Origin of the sequence: Collinsella sp. AF25-2LB (assembly GCF_003458415.1) — a bacterium.
Classification (GTDB): Bacteria; Actinomycetota; Coriobacteriia; order Coriobacteriales; family Coriobacteriaceae; genus Collinsella.
Map to the genome: position 1 here is coordinate 22,164 of NZ_QRUF01000007.1, position 22,354 is coordinate 44,517.

Annotated in this window: 16 protein-coding genes and 1 tRNA gene; 12 read left to right on the top strand and 5 right to left on the bottom strand. The window is 60.1% G+C overall.

Annotated elements, in window-relative coordinates; translation table 11 throughout:
• Nucleotides 1-86 precede the first annotated feature (86 nt).
• From DWY51_RS04600 to DWY51_RS04615, 4 genes are all read right to left on the bottom strand, one after another.
• On the bottom strand, nucleotides 87-1,340 hold the full coding sequence (locus DWY51_RS04600; protein ID WP_117770021.1) for a 4Fe-4S binding protein: 1,254 nt from the start codon (nucleotides 1,338-1,340) through the stop codon (nucleotides 87-89).
• A 151-nt stretch (nucleotides 1,341-1,491) separates the two neighbouring features.
• The gene (locus DWY51_RS04605) at nucleotides 1,492-1,998 is read right to left on the bottom strand and encodes an iron-containing alcohol dehydrogenase (protein WP_117770022.1); all 507 of its coding nucleotides are present in this window, start codon (nucleotides 1,996-1,998) and stop codon (nucleotides 1,492-1,494) included.
• 113 nt (nucleotides 1,999-2,111) lie between these two features.
• Complete coding sequence (locus tag DWY51_RS04610) at nucleotides 2,112-3,212, bottom strand: glycerol dehydrogenase (protein ID WP_117628887.1); 1,101 nt, start codon at nucleotides 3,210-3,212, stop codon at nucleotides 2,112-2,114.
• 82 nt (nucleotides 3,213-3,294) lie between these two features.
• Nucleotides 3,295-4,518, bottom strand: coding sequence for an iron-containing alcohol dehydrogenase (locus DWY51_RS04615; RefSeq protein ID WP_035136916.1), 1,224 nt, complete (start codon nucleotides 4,516-4,518; stop codon nucleotides 3,295-3,297).
• A gap of 500 nt (nucleotides 4,519-5,018) precedes the next feature.
• Between DWY51_RS04615 and DWY51_RS04620 the strand changes: the two genes are divergently transcribed.
• From DWY51_RS04620 to DWY51_RS04640, 4 genes are all read left to right on the top strand, one after another.
• Nucleotides 5,019-6,095, top strand: coding sequence for a hypothetical protein (locus DWY51_RS04620; protein ID WP_117770023.1), 1,077 nt, complete (start codon nucleotides 5,019-5,021; stop codon nucleotides 6,093-6,095).
• A complete protein-coding gene (locus tag DWY51_RS04625; RefSeq protein WP_117770024.1) occupies nucleotides 6,095-7,138 on the top strand; it encodes a hypothetical protein in 1,044 nt (347 codons plus the stop codon). Before DWY51_RS04620 ends, DWY51_RS04625 begins: the two co-directional genes overlap by 1 nt.
• Before the next feature lie 45 nt (nucleotides 7,139-7,183).
• Nucleotides 7,184-9,361, top strand: coding sequence for a MurT ligase domain-containing protein (locus tag DWY51_RS09640; protein ID WP_233504620.1), 2,178 nt, complete (start codon nucleotides 7,184-7,186; stop codon nucleotides 9,359-9,361).
• A 100-nt stretch (nucleotides 9,362-9,461) separates the two neighbouring features.
• A tRNA-Glu gene (locus DWY51_RS04640) sits at nucleotides 9,462-9,538 on the top strand.
• Nucleotides 9,539-10,172: 634 nt separating this feature from the next.
• Here the strand turns inward: DWY51_RS04640 and DWY51_RS04645 are convergent.
• Entirely contained in the window at nucleotides 10,173-12,260 is a 2,088-nt protein-coding gene (locus DWY51_RS04645; RefSeq protein ID WP_117770025.1) for a glutamine synthetase III, read from the bottom strand.
• A 426-nt stretch (nucleotides 12,261-12,686) separates the two neighbouring features.
• Between DWY51_RS04645 and DWY51_RS04650 the strand changes: the two genes are divergently transcribed.
• The 8 genes from DWY51_RS04650 (at nucleotide 12,687) to DWY51_RS04685 (ending at nucleotide 22,291) form a co-directional block, all read left to right on the top strand.
• On the top strand, nucleotides 12,687-13,559 hold the full coding sequence (locus DWY51_RS04650; RefSeq protein WP_117770026.1) for a methylenetetrahydrofolate reductase: 873 nt from the start codon (nucleotides 12,687-12,689) through the stop codon (nucleotides 13,557-13,559).
• Entirely contained in the window at nucleotides 13,559-14,350 is a 792-nt protein-coding gene (locus tag DWY51_RS04655; protein ID WP_117770027.1) for a hypothetical protein, read from the top strand. Before DWY51_RS04650 ends, DWY51_RS04655 begins: the two co-directional genes overlap by 1 nt.
• A gap of 109 nt (nucleotides 14,351-14,459) precedes the next feature.
• Nucleotides 14,460-15,620 carry a DNA cytosine methyltransferase gene (locus tag DWY51_RS04660; RefSeq protein WP_117770028.1) on the top strand — a complete coding sequence of 387 codons (1,161 nt, stop codon included), beginning with the start codon at nucleotides 14,460-14,462 and terminating at the stop codon, nucleotides 15,618-15,620.
• Nucleotides 15,583-16,596 (top strand): DUF4928 family protein, encoded by a 1,014-nt coding sequence (locus tag DWY51_RS04665; RefSeq protein ID WP_158556906.1) that lies wholly within the window; start codon nucleotides 15,583-15,585, stop codon nucleotides 16,594-16,596. The genes DWY51_RS04660 and DWY51_RS04665 overlap by 38 nt, the downstream gene beginning before the upstream one ends.
• A complete protein-coding gene (locus DWY51_RS04670; protein WP_233504621.1) occupies nucleotides 16,586-19,153 on the top strand; it encodes a homocysteine S-methyltransferase family protein in 2,568 nt (855 codons plus the stop codon). The genes DWY51_RS04665 and DWY51_RS04670 overlap by 11 nt, the downstream gene beginning before the upstream one ends.
• Before the next feature lie 108 nt (nucleotides 19,154-19,261).
• Entirely contained in the window at nucleotides 19,262-20,626 is a 1,365-nt protein-coding gene (locus tag DWY51_RS04675) for a PFL family protein (protein ID WP_035136908.1), read from the top strand.
• Between the two features lie 376 nt (nucleotides 20,627-21,002).
• The gene (locus DWY51_RS04680; protein WP_117770030.1) at nucleotides 21,003-21,833 is read left to right on the top strand and encodes a methyltransferase domain-containing protein; all 831 of its coding nucleotides are present in this window, start codon (nucleotides 21,003-21,005) and stop codon (nucleotides 21,831-21,833) included.
• A gap of 158 nt (nucleotides 21,834-21,991) precedes the next feature.
• Nucleotides 21,992-22,291, top strand: coding sequence for a YhbY family RNA-binding protein (locus DWY51_RS04685; RefSeq protein WP_117770031.1), 300 nt, complete (start codon nucleotides 21,992-21,994; stop codon nucleotides 22,289-22,291).
• The last annotated feature ends 63 nt before the right edge of the window (nucleotides 22,292-22,354 follow it).

A 22,354-nucleotide genomic window follows, 5' to 3' on the forward strand; every position in this document is an offset into this window, starting at 1 on the left:
AGGGCAAAACAGGAACTATTCCACCGCAACTTTTTTGGCCGGTGGGGCAGTACCTGTCCCACCGGCCATCATTTACGTTCTTTTAGCTAGTCTGCGAGCTTCTCCACCTGATCGAGCATCTTGTCGAGCTTGGCCTTTGCTTCGGCCTTGACCTTCTCAGCTTCTTCATGAGCCTTCGCCTTCTGGGCGGCCTTTTCCTCGGCCTCGGGATCGACGACCACCAGGTTGGATGCATCATGCTCAACCAACTTAAGCGCATGCTCGGGACACACCTTGACGCAAGCTCCGCAACCTAGGCAATACGTGGACTCCAGTGCAAAGCGACCGCTTCCCACCAAATCGCAGGCGAACGTGGGGCATACATTGACGCACTCGCCGCACGACGTGCACTTGTCAAAATCGCACTCCGGCGTGCTCACCTGCATGTTCTGGGCAAGCTCGGGGTGGTTTTGCAGCGTCGAGAGCACCAGCTGCCGCCCGTGCGTGAGCGAACGGCGACGCTTGGTCGTCGTGGTGCCGCACATGGTGTTGAGCGTGCGCTCCAGCTGGGTAATCTGATGGCGATGGGCCTTGAGCTTTTGCGTCACCGAGGCCAGCGCCGCCGTCGCCGGATTGAGCTTGGTCACCGTCAGGCCCGTGGTGCGGGCGATCTTTTCCATGTACTCCTTGCGCTCGTACTCGCGGCGCTTATGGCATTTGAGGCTCTTGGAGTCGACCTCCAAGCCCATACCCGTGCCGGACCACTCCTCGGCCTTCGCAATCGCCTCGCCCAGAATGTCCTCACCGCCGGTGTTGCGGCATTTATCGCACACGTCCAACGGCAGGTACACACTCACGTTGGGATAGTCTGCCAGTACCGAGAACCAGGTCTCGGCCGTAATATCGCCCACGCAGGCAACGACGACTTCGTTCTCGCGCGGCATGCGCTTAAGGGCACGCGTGCAGGTGACGTAGGCGGTCTCGTGGCTCGTAGCCGCCGAGACAATGTCGTCGTAGACGTTTTTGGGCGCCAAGCGCGGCGAGATGATTGCCTCGGTCGGACAGGCAGCGGCGCACAGGCCGCACTTGCGACAGGAGTCGAGGATCTCGATGGCGTCTTCCTCGACCTCGATAGCGTTGACCGGGCACACGTCCATGCACGCGGTGCAGCCGCTCTTTTCGTTTTTGCAGGTCAGGCACGGAATGGTGTTACCGCGCGGACGCTCCTTGTAGTCGGCAGGATTCCACTGCGGCGCCGACGGATCGAGTGCATCGGTCACACCGCCAAGCGGGTTTTTAAGAAAGTCGAAACCCTTGCTGATCTCGATAATGTCATCAAACAGATCGTGTTCCTGCGCCATGCGCGGCCCCTCCCTGAGCAGTGCAAACAAGCAAGAGATAATGATACGCTATCGGCCCACGCCTCGGGCAAATTACACGCGGAGCATCTTTGCAGCAAATAGCCCATGGCCTATCGCCGTCTCGATTGCACAAGGTCAATCAAGCGCCAAACTATGCCTCGCACATGAGCTGCACGAGTTTTTGTTTGGTCACCTTGGCCTGTTCGTTAGCCATATTGCGCTCGTTTCTAAAGACCGCATTTGCAACACCCTGCAGATCGCCATCGGAAATCACGCTGCACGGACCGTCCATCGACGCCGCCGTGGGGCATACGCACAACGGCAACTCGGCATAAAACGCAACGGCCTTGGCGATATCGAGCATCTTGCCGCCGCCAATACCCACCACCATGTCGCAATACTCAGCCTGGGCTTCCTTATCCATTTTTACAACGGCCTCTTCCGTACACGGACCGTCATAAATCTTAAAGAACGGCTCGCTTAGATCTTCATCCAGAAATCCATCGACGATCTGTCTGCACAGCCGATCCTCGGTGCCCTGGTCAAACAAGACATAGGCAGCGCAGCCCAACCATGACAAATACCTGCCCTGACGCGAAAGTTCGCCCGGCCCCTGAACATACCGGCCGGGACCGCCATAAACCATGGGAAGCGCCATACGAGAATCCGCCCTTCATCAAACAACGATTGGTGCAAAGTAACCTGACCCCTTTGCACCATAGCAAAAAGGGGCAAAGCCATCTGCCGGCTTTGCCCCTTCCTTAGCTTGATTTACTCATCCATGAGATAGTAGTGGCCCAGCGCGTCGGCACCCAGGATGGCGTTTGCGACCATCTCGGGCGTCACCTCAAACGGCATGTTGCACATGGTGTCATCGGGCGCGCAGGCGGCTTCGGCAACAATCATGGCCTGCTCGCGCGTAAGCTCGGCAACGCCAAGTTCCTTCATCGTAACCGGCAGGCCCAGCTCAATGCAGAAGCCCAAGACTTCCTCGAGTTTCTCAGTCGGAGCGTCCTCGAGTACCAGCTGGACGATGGTGCCGAAGGCGACCTTCTCGCCGTGGTACATGCCGTGGCACTCGGGCAGCATCGTCAAGCCATTGTGGATGGCATGAGCAGCAGCAAGGCCCGAGCTCTCAAAGCCAATGCCCGAAAGCAGCGTATTGGCCTCAATGATGTGCTCGACGGCAGGAGTGAGCGCACCCTTCTCCAGCGCGACCTTGGCCTTGACGCCATCGGCCATAAGCGTCTCGTAGCAGAGCTTGGCAAGCGCCAGGCCGGCCATACCACCCTTGCCGCCAGCGCAGGTGCCACCGTCGGCATCATGCGTCGCCTGGGCCTCAAAGTAGGTTGCGAGCGCATCGCCCATACCGGAAACCGTCAGGCGCACCGGGCTCGCCGCGATAACCGTCGTATCCATCAGGACGATATTGGGATTTGCCTTAAGGAAGAGGTACTTGTCGAACTGGCCGTCATCGGTATAGAGCACCGAAAGCGCCGAACACGGGGCATCGGTCGAAGCAATGGTGGGGCAAATGATAACCGGGGATTCCAGGTAATAGGCAACGGCCTTCGCGGTGTCGAGAATCTTGCCGCCACCGACGCCGACGATGATGTCGCAACCGTTGTCGCGAGCGAGCGCGACCAGGCGATCGACCTCGCCCTTGGAGCACTCGCCGTTAAAGTCCTCAAACAGCAGCTCGGCCTTAGCCTCGGCAAAACCGCCCTCGATCTTGGCACCGACGCGCTTCTTGCCCGAAGGCGTCACGACGACGAGGGCCTTAGCGCCGAGCGGCTCGACATAGGAGCCGAGCTTGGCGAGCTCGTCCGGACCCTGGATGTACTTGCTGGGGCTATTGAAAATTGCAGCCATAACTATCCCATTCTCTAAAAGAAAAAGAAAGGGGCTCCGTACAGATACGTGCGGAGCCCCTCGTTACGATAACAAGAGTCGATTAGAAATCGATGTCGGTGTCGTAGTAGCAGGCCTTGAGAATCTTCTCGAAGTCGGCAGCCTTGGTCTCACGCGGGTTCTCGGGCGTGCAGGCGTCCTGCTCGGCGTTCGCGGCGATCTCGGGGAGCTTGGCGAGGAACTCCTCCTCGGAAACCATCTGCGGGTTCTCGGCGTCGACCTTCACGCCACCATTCGCGTAATCCTTGATGGACTGCGGAATGTTGAGCTGGTCGTTGAGGTCGCGGATCTTCTGGACGAGCGCAGCGATGAGCTCCTCGTTGGTCTCGCCGGGAAGGTGCAGGATCTCCTTGGCCACGTAAGCGTAACGCTCGGCAGCACGCGGGTCCTTGGAGTTCCACTGGATGACCTTGCCCAGGTACATGGCGTTAGCAGCACCGTGGATGATGTGGCCGTTCTCGAAGGCAGCACCGGTCTTGTGAGCCATGGAGTGAACGATGCCGAGCAGGCCCGAGGAGAAGGCGATACCGGCGATGCACTGAGCCTCGTGCATGTGCTGACGGGCCTCATGGTCGCCAGCATAGGACTTGGGCAGCCACTCGACGATCTCGCGGATGCCGTGCAGGGCGTTGGCGTCGGTGAACATAGAGGCGCAGGTGGAAACGTAGGCCTCCATGCAGTGGGTCAGAGCATCCATGCCGGTGTGAGCGCACAGCTTGGCGGGCATGGTGTAGGTGAGCTCGGGGTCGACGATGGCGACATCAGGGGTGATGTTGAAGTCGGCCAGCGGGTACTTGATGCCCTTGGCGTAGTCGGTGATGACGGAGAACGCGGTGACCTCGGTAGCGGTGCCGGAGGTAGAGGAGATGGCGCAGAAATGAGCCTTCTGACGCAGCTCGGGGAAGCTGAACGGCTGGATGATGTTATCGAAGGACTCCTCGGGATACTCGTAGAAGACCCACATGGCCTTAGCGGCATCGATGGGCGAGCCGCCGCCGATGGCGATAATCCAGTCGGGCTCGAACTCGCGCATGGCCTCGGCGCCCTTCATGACCGTCTCGATGGACGGATCGGACTCGACGCCCTCGAACAGCTTGACCTCGAAGCCGCCCTCTTTGAGGTCGGCCTCAACGTCCTGCAGGAACCCGCCGCGGCGCATAGAGCTGCCGCCAGAAACGATGATGGCCTTCTTGCCCTTGAGGTTCTTCACCTCGTGGCGAGCGCCCTCACCAAAGTACAGATCGCGAGGATTGGTAAAACGTCCCATACTGTGCCTCCTAAACAAGCCCCTCTTAGACTTGCGTATATAACGGAGCACCCGATTGGCTCCGTTAGGACCGTTTTGCGCGTTGCCGGCGATGACAATGCGCGATGTCTAAACGTCTCAACGCTCAGACAAACACTATTCTACCGTTCTGGTTGGTCAGTTATTCACCTAAAGCCGACAATGATGAAACGTTTTTTCTATCCCTGAAGACCCTTGTGGGGCATTCATACTCCCAAGCTGGGCAAACGTTTTATCAAGGTTGACCACATATCCCGGGCAGGACTGTGCCCCTCCAAAATGCACCCCGTTCGCCGCCAAAAATCGACCGTTTGCGGCACCGTGATACCACTCAGTCGTCCCAGGTGCCGACATTTGTGCGGCATCCGTCTTCGTGGTGCAAAGGTGCATGTCCAAGTGCGGCACCCCCGGTGTGCCACATGCGGGTAAACTAGAACCTTATATAGAGACATTTGAACCCTAACCGCAGCAAAGGAGGCCCCATGGCATTCGATCCCATTCAAGAGGATTGCCATCGCCTCGTTCTTGAGGCCTTGCGCCGCGACAATATCCCGCTCACCGACGGTGCCGCCGTAGAGCGTCTGATGGAACAATTCACTCGCAACCCCGCGCCGCTCATCGTGCACGACCGCGACCGCGCCGGGCACCTCATTGCCAAGGTGGTCGAGGCTGTCGACTACCGCATTCCCTTTATCCCTGACGATACCCAGGCAGAGCAAGAAGAGGCCGCAGCCGAGAACATGCTCCGCGAGGCAGCCGCGCTCGATCCGAGCAACTGGGATGCCCAGCGCATGCTGACGGCCCTCACCGCCGACTCCAACGAGGAATACGTACAGTACCTGGTATCCAAGCGCGATGAAGTCGAACACGACCTGGCGCTCAAGATCGTCTCGGCGCAGGACCCCTACGAGCGCGAGGCCGCAGGCGACCTTATGCGCCGCCCCTACCTGCGCTGGCTTGCCGCCTTGGCATCGCGCGCGCTCATTAGCGGCCGCTACCGCATGTCGCTCGAAGCCGCAAACCGCAGCCTCGACTTTGCGCCCAACGACCCCGCCGGCGTCCGCCATACTGCGATGCTTGCCATGGCAAAGCTCGAATACCCCGCCGAGGAGCTCAAGCGCTTTCGCTCTGCCCACTCCGTCCCCTATCTCGCTAACACGCCGCTGCGCCGTCGTCCCAAGGACGCGGAGCGTGACTTGGACCCGTGGACGCTCATCGCGCTGATGAGCGCAGCCTGGCGCGAGCTGGACTACGAGGGTGCCGAGCACTACCTGCGTATCCTTGCGCGCTCGTGCCCGCACGCAGCCGAGGCGCTCTACTTCCAAACCGAGTTTCCCGATGGCGTCTATGCCCGCGTCAACGTGGGTGCAGGCTCCACCGACGAGCTCGTCCTTGCACTCTCCGAGGCGACGCCGGTACTGCAGGAGGGCCTGGGCGCGCCCGACAACGCCAGCTTTGCCGCCTGGGTCGCCACCAACGACATCGTGCGCTCCCAGATCGACGAGCGCATACTGCGGGCGGCCGAGCAGGGCTTGCCGTTTAAGGGAGGAGACCTCTAATGGATCCGAGCGTCTACATCCCCGCCTACCTGGAGCGCACCTATCTGGCGTCGCACCCCGAGCTCACCGATGCAGCACGCGAGCTTGTCCATAACGACATTAGTGCGAATCCCCAAAAGTATGCGCAGTCCGAGCATGCTCAGGCGCTGCTGTCCTATGCCGGTGTGCATCGTCATTTGCTCGACGAGCTCCATCGCATCGAGGACATGGGCAGCGACGAGGAGTTTGAGCAGACGCGCAACCGCCTGTTCGACGATATGCGCGATGAGCTGCTCAAGATCGTTCGCGTCGATGCGCTGGCGGTCGATGCCCAGCTGCTCGCCATCATTTTGGCGGACACACCCGTCGACGCCTGCCTGGGCGACCTGATGAAGCTCGAAGCGACCACGACCGATTACCTGCGGCAAAGCGTGCCCGGGTTCGACATGGAGGCCCCACACTACTGGGCCAATAATGTTTTGGCCGACGGTGTCACCGCAGCGGACCTTACCGTGAGCGAGCCGGCCCTTATCGGGTGGCTCCACACACTCGAGGCCATCTCGCAGCTGTGCATGGCAAGCGCCCGCTACCGCGCTGCTGCCAACTACGCCCGCCGCGTCCTTAAGGCAGAAGGCTATCCCACCCGAGCTGCCGGCACCGTGTTGCTCGCTCTCGCTCGCCTGGAAGACCAGGACGGCTTTTTTGCCCTAGCCCACCAGCTCGAGGAACAGATGGGGGCAGACGCACTCGAAAACTCTCCTTGGTACCTGCTCGCCCGCACGATCTTGCTGTTCAAAACAAACAAGATGCGCCCGGCGACGCGCGCGCTGCGTGAGTTCGCTAACCGTTGCGAGGGCGGCGCGTTCTTTTTGCTGAACCCCATGTATCAGACACCGTACCTTCCCTGCCGGCCCGAACCGCACGACCCCTGGGACCTTTCGCATCAGGCAGTTTGGGAAGCCGACGGCATCATCTCGGACACCCCCGACTTTGCCCCCTGGGCCAACGCCTGCGAAGATGTATCGCAGCTTGCCCAGGAATTTGCGCGCCGTTACGGATTTTAGTGACGCACTCGACCCGACCATGTCGTTTACGTTAGGAACGGTTTCATGAATCTCCGCTCATCTCTTGCCTGCACCTCGAGCGATATCGCTCGCTGGGGACTGCGCTCTGTCCTCAAACGCCAGGGCGGCGTACTCCCCGGCCGCATCGCCATGAAGATCGATCCCGAGTTGCTGAGCGACCTCGCTGGCCTTGTCGACCGCAGCGTGGTGATTACGGGTACTAATGGCAAGACCACCACCTCCAACCTCATCGCCGACGCCGTTGCCGCCAGCGGCGCCACCGTGGTATGCAACCGCGCCGGCAACAACATGGAGCCGGGCGTGGTGGGTGCGCTGCTCGAGGCCCGCAGTGGCCTTAAGCACACCAGCAGCGGCAAGCGCGTGGGCGTTTTTGAGTGTGACGAGCTCTACACCGTACGCGTTCTGCCCAAGCTCAAGCCGACGTACTTTGTGCTGCTCAACCTGTTCCGCGACCAGCTGGATCGCTATGGCGAGATCGACCATACCCAAGACGTCATCGCCCATGCGTTGGAGCTCTCTCCGACGACAACGCTCATCTACAACGCCGACGACCCGTTGTGTGCCTCGATTGCCGCGCGCGTTCCCAACGCGAGTATTGCCTTTGGCATCGACGGCGCCACCAACACCGAGTCCGACCGCATTAGCGACTCACGTTTTTGCTCACAGTGCAACGCGCCGCTGGAGTATGACTACGTGCAATACGGCCAGCTCGGCGCCTACCATTGCCCCTCGTGCGGCTGGGCCCGCCCTGCGCTTGTCCGTCGCGTGACGGACGTGAAGCTCGGCTGCGACGGCTACGGCTTCGACCTGGTCTTTGGATCTGCGCCCGACGCGGCTGCCGTACACATCGCCACACGCTACAACGGCCTGTACATGGTCTACAACGTTGCCGCTGCATTCTTTGCCGCACATGAGTTAGGCGTGGATACGGCGCACCTGCAGCCCACGCTCGACGCCTACGTCCCCGCCGGCGGACGCATGGGCCGCTGGGATATCGCCGGCCGCACCATCGAGGCCAACCTGGCTAAGAATCCCGTAGGCTTCGATCGACAAATCCAGTCCATCAAGACGGCAGGCGGCAGACTCTGCGCTTTCTTCCTCAACGACAACGACGCCGACGGCCACGATGTATCGTGGATCTACGACGTCGACTTTGAGCGCATCGCCGACACGCCGGGTCTTGTCGCCTTTGCCGGAGGCACGCGCGCGCACGACATGCAGGTGCGCCTCAAGTACGCCGGCATCGATGCCGCGATTATCTCGGACGTCGCGCAGGCAATTGGCGCCGTGGCAGACGAGGCCGCCGATGACACCTTCTACGCCGTCGCCAACTACACGGCCTTCCCGCCGCTGGTCAAGGAGCTCGACGGGCTGAAAGGCGCCACCGCCGACGCTGTTGCTGGGCGCGCCGTAGCCCGTGCCGACGGCAGCGCTCTTCCTGTCGGTATCGCGCCAGTCGAGCTTTCGCGCCCGCTGCGCATCGTCTACCTGTATCCCGATGCCCTTAACCTCTACGGCGACGGCGGCAACGTCATCGCCCTCGAGCGCCGCTGCGCCTGGCGTGGCATTCCCGTGCGCGTGGACGAGGTCCGTATGGGCGAAACGCTTGATTTGACCGATGCCGATATCGTCATGATGGGTGGCGGCTCCGACCGCGACCAGCTAGCCGTGGCACACGAGCTGCTCGCCCAAAAAGACAAGGTCGCGGCCTATGTTGAGGATGGCGGCTCGCTGCTTGCCATCTGTGGCAGCTATCAGCTGCTCGGCCGTTCGTACTATATGGGCGAAAATCGCATCGAGGGCCTGGGCGTCATTGCCGCCGAAACCGTACGTGGCTCCGATCGCCTGATCGGCAACGTAGCCGTCAAAACCGATCTGGCACCTGAGCCCTTTGTGGGATTCGAGAACCATGGAGGTCGCACCCTGCTCGACGCGGAGGCAACGCCGCTCGGAACGTCCGTCGTCGCGGGCACCGGCAACAACGGCGACGATGGCCTTGAGGGTCTGATCTACAAGGGCGTCATCGGCACGTACCTGCACGGGCCGGCGCTGCCCAAAAACCCCGAACTCGCCGACTGGCTGATCGCGCATGCCCTCGAGCGCCGCGGCGATGCGCAGGCCACAGCCCTGCTGCCGCTCAAACCCCTCGACGACACCTACGAGCACGCCGCCCACGACGCCGCGATGAAGCTCCTCCCCTAACGCCTCGCCACCACAAAGGGGACAGGCACCTTTGTGGTGGTTTTTCAGTTTGCCAACGATATGTGAACGGCTAAAAAAGTCTGCTATACTCTTTCCCGCTGTCCCCATCGTCTAGCGGCCAAGGACGCCACCCTTTCAAGGTGGATATCGCGGGTTCGAATCCCGCTGGGGGCACCATTTGAATTGAAGAGCCCGTTACCCTCGCGGTAGCGGGCTTTTTGCTACCCATGCGCCGGGATTCGAACCCGACAGGGTGCGGAGCTGAGGAAACGCGAAGCGTTTTCCAGCGCAGCACGCAAGGAGCGAAGCGACGCGGCGAAAGCGGGCGGCGTCAGCCGCACGCGGACATCCCGCTGGGGGCACCATTTAAATTAAGAAGCCCGTTACCCCCGCGGTGACGGGCTTTTTGCTACCGATATGCCGGGATTCGAACCCGGCAGGGTGCGGATCCCGGCATCATCGCAAGGCCTGTGGTCAAAAAATGGCAAATATGAGTACTGTTACCATTTTAGTTACAGAGATTTCATGCCTTCAGAAGGCGATTTAGCCGTCAGGCGTCCTACGGCGGAAAAATTGCAGACGTTTATCGGCTAAGTACTTGGGCATATGTTGCGTAACACTACATATTTTGCAAATAAATAATGCTACAGGACTTGTGACAGTACTCATATTTGACGTTTTTTGTCCACAACCCTTTATACCTAGGCAAGTCGGCGGCAAAACGGGCTTCAAAGCGTCCTTCGCAAACAAAAACCGGGGCCCGCATGATGCGGACCCCGGCTCAATACCGTGACGATATGTCAGTTACGCTCTACACGTAGAACAGGATGTCGTCGTAAGTCGGGACCGGCCAGTAGTCGGCGGCCACGATCTCCTCCATGGCATCCACGGCGGCGCGCAGCGTATCCATAGCGGGGACGACCTCGTGTGCATACACGTTGGCCTGCTCCTGACCATCGAGGCCCTCGGCCTTCTGATGCACGGCGTCGAGCGCCTTGATGGAGTCGTTGATGGTGGTGATACCGTTGCAGAGCTTGTTGAGCGTGTTCTGCTCGCACTGCATGGCGGCCTCGGCACCGGCGGCACGAATAGTCTCAAGGCCCTTAGCGACCTTGGTGGCATAGGCAGTAATGACCGGGCGATAGGTACGACGCGCCTCGCGAACCATCGTGGTAGCCTCGATGTTCATGAGCTTGTTGTACTTCTCGAGCTTGCAATCGTAGCGGCACTGGGCCTCGGCCTTGGTCAGGACGCCCGTCTCCTCAAAGAGCGCAATGGCCTTATCGGAAACAAAGGCGGGCAGGGCGTCGGCCGTGGTCTTGTTGTTGGCAAGGCCGCGCTTCTCGGCCTCGACGGGCCACTCGTCGGAGTAGCCATCGCCGGAGAAGAGGATGCGCTGGTGGTCGGTCAGGACCTTCTTGCAGTACTCGAGCGCGGCGTCCTGGAACTCATCCTCGGGCGTACCCTCAAGCGCGTCGGCGAAGGACTTGAGCGACTTGGCCACGGCGGCATCGAGCACCAGGTTGGAGTCGGAGACGTTCTGCTCGGAGCCGCAGGCACGGAACTCGAACTTGTTGCCGGTGAAGGCAAACGGGGAGGTGCGGTTGCGGTCGGTGTTGTCCTGCATCAGCTTGGGCAGGGTATCGGCGCCCAGGTCGAGCACGCCGCGCGTGGCATGGACGGAAGCCTTACCATCGATGATCTTCTCGACGACCTCGGTAAGCTGGTCGCCCAGGAAGATGGACATAATCGCCGGAGGAGCCTCGTTGGCGCCCAGACGATGGTCGTTGCCGGCCGAGGCAACAGAGGCGCGCAGGAGTTCCTGATAGTTATCGACGGCCTCGATCACCGCGGTGAGGAAGACGATGAACTGCAGGTTGTCGAGCGGGGTGTCGCCCGGATCGAGCAGATTCTCGGACTCGGTGCCAAGCGACCAGTTGTTGTGCTTGCCCGAACCATTGATGCCCTCGAAGGGCTTCTCGTGCAGCAGGCAGACCAAGTCGTGGCGGGAGGCGATGAGCTTCATCTTCTCCATCATGACCAGATTCTGGTCGATGGCCTCGTTGACCTCGCCATAGACCGGTGCGAGCTCATGCTGGCAGGGAGCGACCTCGTTGTGCTTGGTCTTGGCGGGAATACCGAGCGCCCACAGCTCATCGTCCAGGTCCTTCATGTAGGCCGAGACGGTGGGGCGGATAGCGCCAAAGTAGTGCTCCTCGAGCTCCTGGCCCTTGCATGGAGCAGCACCAAAGAGGGTGCGGCCGGTGATGACCAGGTCCTTGCGCTTGCGGTAAGCGTCCTTCTTGATCAGGAAGTACTCCTGCTCGTCGCCCACGGAAGGAACGACCTTCTTGGGGGTCTTACCGAACAGCGCCAAAACGCGCTTAGACTCACGCGAGAGCGCGGTCATGGAACGCAGCAGCGGGGTCTTCTTGTCCAGGGCCTCGCCCGTGTAGGAGCAGAAAGCCGTGGGGATGCACAGGACATCGTCCTTGATAAAGGCGGGGCTGGTGGGATCCCAAGCGGTGTAGCCACGGGCCTCGAAGGTGGCGCGCAGGCCGCCGTTGGGGAAGCTGGAGGCGTCCGGCTCGCCCTGGATGAGGTTCTTGCCCGTAAACTTGGTAATGGCGGTGCCGTCGTGGTTGGGCTCCAGGAAGCTGTCGTGCTTCTCGGAAGTAATGCCCGAAAGAGGCTGGAACCAATGTGCGTAGTGCGTCGCGCCCTTGGAGATGGCCCAGACCTTCATGGCATGGGCAACGGCGTTGGCCACATCCAGGTCGAGCGGCTCACCGCCCTCGAGGGTTGCAGCAAGGCGCTTCCAAATGTCCTTGGGGAGGTAGTCCTTCATGACTTCCTCAGAGAACACCATGGTCCCGAAGCGGTCAGTAAGTTCGGCCATACGGAACTCCCTTCGTATCGGCACCGCGTGAGAAGCGGTGTTGATTACTAACGAACGAGTCATAGCTTAGACTCGCCGTGTTTCCGCGACATTACCGTTATGTTGCTGTCGCGAAACCAATCAATGAGGTTACCCTATCGAGGCGGCGTTGCCACCCTCAACAGCCAATCAACTGCATAAATTGCAGACCTCTCCCCATAGTTTAAGGGTAGTCAATTTGGGATGGAGCTCTATTAACTGGTATTTTGCATCAGATACCAGTCTTTATAGTCCGTGCCTAGATTAGCCGCTCTGTTATAGAGAAAGCCGATAGCAAGGCATCTTTGATTGGTATCCTCAAATAGCGAGTGAAACTCCACCGTGGCACAGTGGTGCTGTAGAATCCTTACAACACATCACACTATTACGTATCTAGAGGAGCACGATATGCGCGTCGACGAGGTTTTTAAGCAGGCAGCATCCCAGGGCACCGCGCCCATTTCGTTTGAGATGTTCCCGCCCAAGGGCGAACTGACCCTCGACATGGCTCGCGAAGTGGCAGGCAATCTGTGCAAGCTTTCGCCGAGCTTTGTCTCGGTCACCTGCTCGGCCGGCGGCTCGGGCAACGGTGCCGCCACCGCCCCCATCGCGCATATGATTACGAGCGAATTCGACACGCCCTCGGTGGCACACCTTACCTGCGTGGGCCGGTCGCATGCCGATATCGCCGCCAAGATCGATGAGTATCGCTCGGCCGGCGTGGAAAACGTGCTGGCCCTGCGCGGCGATCTTCCCGCCGGCGCGACCGAGGACGACAAGCCCGCCTCCGACTACGCCTACGCCCGCGACCTCATCCCCGAGCTCGTCGACGCCGGCTTTTGCGTGGGCGCCGCAGCCTACCCCGAGGGCCACATTGCCTGTGAGGACCTCAACGTCTCGGTCGAACACCTCAAGCAAAAACAGGACGCCGGCGCGAGCTTCTTTGTGACGCAGCTTTTCTTTGATAACGAGTGCTTCTACCGTTTTCGCGAGCTTGCCGACAAGGCCGGCATCACCGTGCCCATTACCGCGGGCATTATGCCGTTTATGGGCAAGTCGCAGATCAGCCGCATGGTCTTTATGTGCGGCGCGTCGCTGCCCTCCCCCGTCATCAAGATTCTCGCCAAGTACGAGAACGACCCCGAGAGCCTGCAGGCAGCCGGTGTAGATTATGCCGCCCGTCAGCTTTGTGACCTCAAGGAGCACGGTGCCGACGGCCTGCACCTGTACACTATGAACCGTCCTGCAATCGCCGCGACCATTATGGAGCGCCTGGGGTAATGGAAAAACCGCACATCGATACAACCACTGTCGAAGTGCCGGCCGACCTTGCGTCGCCGGCGCTTTACCGTGTCGATGCTGCGCACCATCCCCGTGTCGACCGTGCCGAGATGCTGCGGTATCTGGGTTACGGCGGCCAGCAGATTGAGCCCGAACTGTCACGACGTATTGAGCTTGTCGTTGAACGCCTGGAATTGGACATTGAGCCCCGTGGCGTGCGCCGCGTATTTGCCGTCGATGCCACGGGCGTGGACGAACAGGGCAAGCCTTGCATCCGTCTGGTCGGCACCAACGTTGAGCTGCGCGGTCGTGATATCTATCGACATCTCAAAGACGCCCGCTTTGCCGCGCTCATGGCATGCACTCTCGGCATGGATGCTGAGCGCCGTTTGCGCACCACGGGAGCCCAACATCCCCTGGAGGGCGCCGTGCTCGACGCCGCGTGCTCCGCTTACGTGGAAGCCGCCGTTGAGCAAATGGACCAGCAGGTCAAGATGGACGCCGCCGTTCATGGGCTCGCCGGCAACTGGCGCTTTAGCCCCGGCTACGGCGACTGCCCGCTCTCGGCCCAGCGCTCGATCGTCAATGCGCTCAACGCCACGCGGCTCATCGGCCTGACCGTCACGCCCACCAGCCTGCTCATGCCCACTAAAAGCGTGACAGCGGTGATCGGCCTGTTCGACGGCGAAGTCCACGACGCCCAGAGCCGCCCCACCTGCAATATCTGCCGCATGCGCGAGCACTGCCGCTTCCGCGCCGCCCACACCACCTGCTATTCGCATTCTGAATAAAATGTCAATTGATGGCACGGTATCGAGGGAATCTCATCCGTATGTAAGCGGATGTCCTCACAAACAAGTACCATAAGATTCCAAATAACAACTATCTGAAAGCCAGTACATGCACAACATTCTGCAGTTCTCGCCACAACTAACCGCGCTTGAGTTTTTTTCAGGCATTGGCTTGGCTCGTGCCGGCATGGCAAAAGCCGGAATCAAAACAATCTGGGCAAATGACATAGACCATACTAAATGCGCCATGTACGGCCAGTGTTGGGGCGATGAGCATCTAGTCGAGCAGGATGTCCACACACTCGACCCCGACTTAATACCCCAAGCCGACATCGCATGGGCGTCAAGCCCTTGCACAAACTTATCTCTCGCGGGAAACAGGGAGGGACTTATCTCTGGCAAAGAGTCCAGTGCGTTCTTTGGCTTTATTAAGGCCATCGAAGGAATGGGCGATCGTGCCCCGCGGGCACTTGTTCTCGAAAATGTCATCGGCCTTGCCACGTCTAATAACAGTGATGACTTTAGACTCGTTTGCCAGGAATTTAATCGTTTAGGCTATTCATGCGACGCTTATTTTATCGATGCACGGCACTGGCTTCCCCAGTCACGCCCCCGCATGTTTGTCGTCGGATTAAAAAACCCTCTTCCCAACAGCCGACTCGATTCCTCGCTTCGTCCTGAAAAGGTCTCCTGGATTCACTCCGACCCTTCACTCATTACGCACGTCTCTCACCTAAACGAGCCAAGTCCACTTCGCATGACGGGCCTTGCAACGGTTGTTGAAAATATTCCCGAGAACGACAAGCGTTGGTGGAACAAAAACCAAGTACAAGCATTTATCGACTCACTTGCACCGCATCAAGCAGAGCGCCTTCAGCGCTTCTTAAATGCCAAAGAAAAAATTGTTCGCACTGCTTACCGTCGCACGCGATCGGGCGTTGTGCGCTGGGAAATCCGTGAAGAAGAAATTGCCGGATGTCTAAGAACGGCTCGCGGCGGCTCATCAAGACAGGCAGTCGTTATATGCGAAAACGGAAAGATAGAAGTTCGCTGGATGACTGGAACTGAATATGCCCGTCTCCAAGGTGTTGACTCATGTCAGTTTAGCGGCTTCTCGGATGCTCAGATTCGCTACGCATTCGGCGATGCAGTTGCCGTGCCAGTTGTCACTTGGCTTATAAAAAATGCAGTCAAACCCGCGCTTATGTCTTCAAGGAACGGAGTGGACAATAATGGAAATGACCAATTGCTCCTTGAGCGAGCCCGATAAAGACATCTTGGATGCCATTGAACTCTGGTACGAATCCAAGCGCAGCAAGCGAGGCAACGTCAACCGTAACGTCATGGCGGTTGGCATAGGCATAAGCGAGCTGTTGCAAAACCGTTTTCCGCTCACCGACGATTATGTGCAATCGGACAAGGGGAGCCAAGTACGAGGCCTAAGTGGAGCATGCATCAAAACAGTTTTAGCCAGACATGGGGAAACGCGTGCCTTCGCGTCAGAGGGCGGCAGAACCTCACGCGGCACACTCCCGATGGCGCTTGAGCTTGCCACGATTATCAACTCTGCCCTACCCAGTGACATTTGCGAAGACACTCGTCTTGAAGCTGCGAATGCAATCGCCAATTTCTTCGTCGAGCGAATCCAGGTCGATTTCTTTAACCGGCAGAGAATCAAAGTCGAAATCGATCTTCAAAAACCAATTTCTGTCATTGTCGATGATATCCTAGCCGAAGCAAGCCTACGGTCCGATAAGCCAACGGGTACCGTCGCACAGCACCTGGTAGGTGCAAAACTAGAGATGTTATTTCCAACCATAGAAATCGGAAAAGACAACTCAAACGCCGCCGACCAGCAGACAGACCGTTCTGGCGATTTCCAAATCAATGATGCTGCATTTCATGTGACTGTATCGCCAATGGCCAAATTGACCGATCGATGCCGAGATAACATTCGAAATGGCATTCGGCCCATCGTCGTTGTCCCCCACGATAAAGTTTCCTTCGCTTACGGACTGTTCGAAAGTGAGGGACTCGGCAATCGCGTACAGGTTATCGCACTCGAATCGTTTATCGGCATCAATATTGAAGAGTTATCGTTCTACAAGCGAGGCCTAATTCGATTAAATGTCGCACGGCTTCTTGCCCACTACAACAAGCGAATCGAAGATATCGAGCCCGACAAATCTCTTCAAATAGAAATTCCTCAGTGGGCTCTAGACGAAATGGATGCACATGGCGAATAGCTCAAACATACTTATCACTCATGATCTGGACGGTGCCGCGCTGGCGGCACCCGTTGATGCCGCACGTCGCAACGGTGCCACGTACAAGACGCGCACGATCGACGATCTGCGCATTAAGGACGATCGCCTGCGCGCCGCCATCGAGGGCACGGGACACCTGCTGTTCGACGGCGGCATGGGCACCATGTTGCAGGCCGCTGGCATGAAGGCGGGCGCCCTGCCCGAGCTGCTCAACTTTGAGGAGCCCCAGGTTATCACTGATATCCAACGTCAATATGTCGAGGCCGGCTGCGACGTGATTACCGCCAACACCTTTGGCGCCAACGCCCACAAGCTCGACGGTGCCGCCGCCGTGGCAGACGTCTTTGCCGCGGCCGTCGCCTGTGCCCGCGAGGCCGGCGCCCGCTACGTCGCCGGTGACATCGGCCCCATCGGCGCGCTGCTTCGCCCCCTGGGTACCCTGAGCTTCGACGAGGCCTACGACCTCTTTGCCGAGGAAGTGCGCGCCGGCGTCGCCGCGGGCGTCGACCTCTTTATTATCGAGACTATGACCGACCTGGCCGAGATCAAGGCGGCGGTCCTCGCCTGCCGCGAGAACTCCGACCTGCCCGTCTTTGCCACCATGACCTTTGAGGAAGACGGTCGCACCTTCCTGGGAACGAGTCCCGAGGTGGCCGCCATCACGCTCGACGCCATCGGCGCCGACGTTTTGGGCATCAACTGCAGCCAAGGACCGGCCGAGCTCCGAGGACTCGCAGCACGTATGCTCACCGTTACCGACAAGCCCGTTATGGTGCAGGCCAATGCAGGACTCCCCCATGTGGACGACGACGGCAACACCGTCTTTGATATCCAGGCCCCCGAATACGCCGAGGCCGTCGCCGGCATGATCGCCGACGGCGTGAGCGTCGTGGGCGGTTGCTGCGGCACCACGCCGGCGCACATGGCGGTCTTGCGCACGCTTATCGACAACCACACGCCCAGCCCGCGCCACCGCAAGCCCAGTATGTCGGTCACGAGCGCCCAAACGGTCGTGGACCTTCCCTGCGACGGCCACAAGATCGCCGTCATCGGCGAGCGCATCAACCCCACCGGCAAAAAGCGCCTGCAGCAGGCCCTGCGCGACGGCGACCTGGACTACGTTGTGAGCCAGGGCATCAGCCAGCAGGAACAGGGCGCCGACATTCTGGACGTCAACGTGGGCCTGCCCGAGATCGACGAGGTCAAGATCATCCAACAGGCGACCGAACAGCTCCAGGGCTCCACGCTGCTGCCGCTGCAGATCGACTCCACCGACCCCGCAGCCGTCGAGGCCGCCGTGCGCCGCTACGCCGGCAAGCCCATCATCAACTCGGTCAATGGCAAGCAGCAGATCATGGATGAGATCTTTCCGCTGGTCGCCCACTACGGCACCAACGTTGTCGGCCTTACGCTCGACGAAGGCGGCATCCCCGATACCGCCGAGGCTCGCTTCGCCATCGCCGAGCGCATCGTGGCCGAGGCTGCCCGCTACGGCATCGGACCGGACCGCATCCTCATCGACTGCCTGGTCATGACCGCCTCGACCAATCAACGCCAGGCCGAGCAGATCCTACGCGCCATGTCCCTGTGCAAGGAACGCCTGGGCGTTAAATGCGCACTCGGCGTGTCGAACATCAGCTTTGGCCTGCCTGCCCGCCCGCTGCTGGGCTCGGTCTTTTTGGCCGCCGCTTTTGGCGCGGGCCTGGACGCCCCCATCATGAACCCGGGTTCCAAGCGCTTTATGGATACCGTCTACAGTTATCGTGTGTTGAGCGTTGAGGACGAGGGCTCGACCGGATACATCGAGCGCTACGCCGGCTGGACCGATCCGTATAAGATCGCCGCAAACCCGGCAGCAGCTCAGGCCGCATCGACCGACGCCGCGCCCGCTGCTGGCACCGCCGGCGCCGACGGCAACGACGACCCCATCCGCCACATGGTCGTCTCGGGCCGCAAAGGCGAGATCGCTGCCGAAACCGAGCGTCTGCTGGCAGACCACGACGCCATGGACCTCATCAACAATCACTTTATCCCCGCCCTCGACGAGGTTGGCGTCCTCTTTGACCAGGGCAAGTTCTTCTTGCCGCAGCTTATGGCCTCGGCCGAGGCCGCACGCGTGGGCTTCGACACCATCAAGCGCCTGATGCCCGCCGGCGAGATTGCCGACAAGGGCAAGATCTGCGTGGCCACCGTCAAAGGCGACATCCACGATATTGGCAAGAACATCGTCAAAATGCTGCTCGATAACTACGGCTACACCGTCTTTGACCTAGGCCGCGACGTCGACCCGCAAGAGGTGCTCAAGACCGTGCAGGAGCGTGACATCAAGCTCGTCGGCCTCTCGGCGCTTATGACTACCACGGTCGTCGCCATGGAAGAGACCATCAAGCTGCTTCATGCCGAGGTGCCGGGCGTCAAGATCATCGTAGGCGGCGCCGTACTCACCCCCGAATACGCCAAGCAGATCGGCGCGGACTACTACGCCAAGGACGCCGCCGAAAGCGCGCGCATCGCCGAAGAGGTCTTTGGGCAGTAACACAACGGAAACAACCGAGCACCAAAACGTGCCGCACGCGCCACTTGGCACGTGCGGCACGTTAGAATAGAAAAGATTATGCTCGTTTTGGCAGATAGGAGCGCAAGGATGGCGATCACACCCGCAGAAATCGCGGAAACCCGCGGCATGGTTGAGGAGCAGAACCTCGACATCAGGACCATCACCATGGGTGTTTCGCTCATGGGTTGCGGTGACGAGAACCTCGACCGCATGTGCACGAAGATCTACGACCACGTGACGCACACGGCTGAGCATCTGGTCGAGACCGCCGAGAACCTCGAGCGCGAGTACGGTATCCCCATCGTCAACAAGCGCGTTTCCGTCACCCCGGTGGCGCAGATCGCCGCGTGCTGCAAGGATGAGGACCTCACCCCCATCGCGCACGCCCTCGACCGCGCGGCTGAGACGCTCGGCATCGATTACCTGGGCGGCTTCTCCGCGCTCGTCCAGAAGGGCATCGGCGACGCCGACCGCCGCGTCATCCAGTCCATCCCCCAGGCGCTCGCCACCACCAGCCGCGTCTGCTCCAGCGTCAACGTCGCCAGCCTGCGTGCCGGCATCAACATGGACGCTGTGCTCATGGCCGCCCAGACCATCATCGATGCCGCCAAGCTCACGGCCGACCAGGATTCCGTCGGCGCTTCCAAGTTTGTCTGCTTTGCCAACATGGTCGAGGACTCCCCGTTTATGGCGGGCGCCGTCCACGGCGGTGGCGAGGCCGACGCCGTCATCAACGTAGGCGTCTCGGGCCCCGGCGTTATGGCCGCAGCCCTGGAGACGCTGCCCGACTCCGCATCGATGATGGAAGTCGCCGAGAAGATTAAGCAGACCGCCTTTAAGATCACCCGCGCCGGCGAGCTCATGAGCCGCGAGGCCGCCCATCGCCTGGGTGTCGAGAAGGGCATTGTCGACCTCTCGCTGGCTCCCACGCCTGCCATCGGCGACTCCGTCGCGCGCATCCTCGAGATCATCGGCGTGGGCACCTGCGGTGGCCCGGGCACGACCTGCGCGCTCGCCATGCTCAACGATGCCGTCAAGAAGGGCGGCGTCATGGCCAGCTCCAGCGTGGGCGGTCTCTCGGGCGCCTTTATCCCCGTGTCCGAGGACGCCGGCATGATCGCCGCCGTCGAGGCCGGCGCGCTTTCGCTCGAGAAGCTCGAGGCCATGACCTGCGTGTGCTCCGTTGGCCTGGACATGATCGCCATCCCCGGCGACACCCCGGTCGAGACCATCGCCGGCATCATCGCCGACGAGATGGCCATCGGCGTCATCAACAACAAGACCACGGCCGTCCGCGTGATCCCCGCCATCGGCAAGGGCGTGGGCGACTGCGTCGAGTATGGCGGCCTGTTTGGCCGTGCGCCCATCATGCCGGTGAACCCCAACGCCGGCACCGTGCTTGCCCACCGCGGCGGACGCTTCCCGGCACCGCTGAACTCGCTGAAGAACTAGCTGAGGGGGACTGGCGAGGAGCCCCGGGGAGGGCAAATATATAAGGTCGCCTGCTCGGACAGTCCTGACTCGCACGGAGAGCACATTAAGTGCTCTCCGGCTCGTGCGGAACTCGCGATCGACCTTATATATTTGCCCTCCCCGGGGCTCCCGCACAACGGAACCTCAGTTGGGTTCTATCCCGTATGGCAGTCGCTTCGCTCCTGCCCGCCTTGGTTGTGAGGGCGATTTGGCGTTGGAACGGTTCTTTTTCTGATATATGCTGGTTGCGGCTCTTCTTTTGGGAGGAGTCGCTTTTTTGTTGCTAGGAGGTTAGCCCGTGGTTGAAGGGGATGCTCGCTCTGAGCTTCTTTCTGCGGATTGGAATGGCGAATGGATGCGCCTGCAAGCTGGTCGGCATCGGGCTGATGATTCTTTTGAGTGGGATAAACGGGCTCGGCATTTTCGGCCGCTTGAGACTGCTCCTTATGCCCGGGATTTTATAAAGTTGTTGGCGATTGAGCCCGGCGAGTCCGTGCTGGATATGGGGTGTGGGGCTGGGTCGATTGCTATTCCGCTTGCTCAGGCTGGGCATTCCGTGATTGCTGCCGACTTCTCTCCTGCCATGTTGGGCACGCTTGATGCCGGCATTGAGTATTACGGGCTCGAAGATCTTATTACGCCGCTTGAGCTTGCTTGGGATGATGATTGGGATTTGGTTGGACCGGTCGCGAAAGCGGTGGATGTTGCCTTTGCCAGTCGGTCGGTTACGACGACCAATCTAAAAGATGCGCTTGCCAAGCTCGACCGCACGGCTCGTCGGCGTTGTGCTGTCACGATGGTCGCCAACTCCAGCCCGCGCTATGACCTGCACCTGATGAACGCCATCGGTGCCTCGGTTACCTGCAGTAATGGCTTTGTGTATGCTTTTAATATCCTCATTCAGATGGGTGCCCTGCCGCAGGTTACGTACTTTGAATCGCCTCGTCGCGATACCTTCGATAACCTTGAAGCGGGCGTAGCAGATTTTTCCCGTATGCTCGAGCATGGCAACGAGGATAAGGTCGACCGTCTGCGCGACTACATCGCCCAGCACATGATTGAGAACCCCCATGCCGGTGAGCCGGGCTCCAAGGGTGTGCCGCAGGGACGCTATATGCTCGACCACGTCCGCAAGGTCCGTTGGGCGTTTATTGCATGGGAGCCGGTCTCTGCACCCCGCTCATAGCCTGTTCGCAGCCCGCACTGCCCACTCACTCGGCATCCGCATTCTTTTTGAACTGGGCAAACGCGCTCCACACCGCACCGTTCCTGCGCTATCGTGGGACAGCTCACGTAAATTAAGGCCCCGTCGCGGGGCGCCCCATACATAGAAAGCGAGAACCCATGGCACTGACAGGAGCACAGGTCAAGCAGCTTCGCAGCATGGCCCATCACCTCAACCCCGTCATCATCATCGGTAAGTCCGATGTCAACGAGGGCACCGTCGAGCAGACGGTCGCCTACCTGGAGAAGCACGAGCTCGTTAAGTGCTCCGTGCTCGATGGCTCCAGCCTTTCCGCCCGCGAGGCCGCCGAGGAGCTCGCCGAGCGTTGCCACGCCGAGGTCGTCCAGGTCATCGGCCGCAAGTTCTCACTGTATCGCGAGTCCTCGCGCAAGGACATCGAGAAGATCAAGCTCGTCTAAGAGCCAATGATCCGGCGATCCAACACATAGCAAGCTTACGGGTGCCCAAGTACTTCGGGCGCC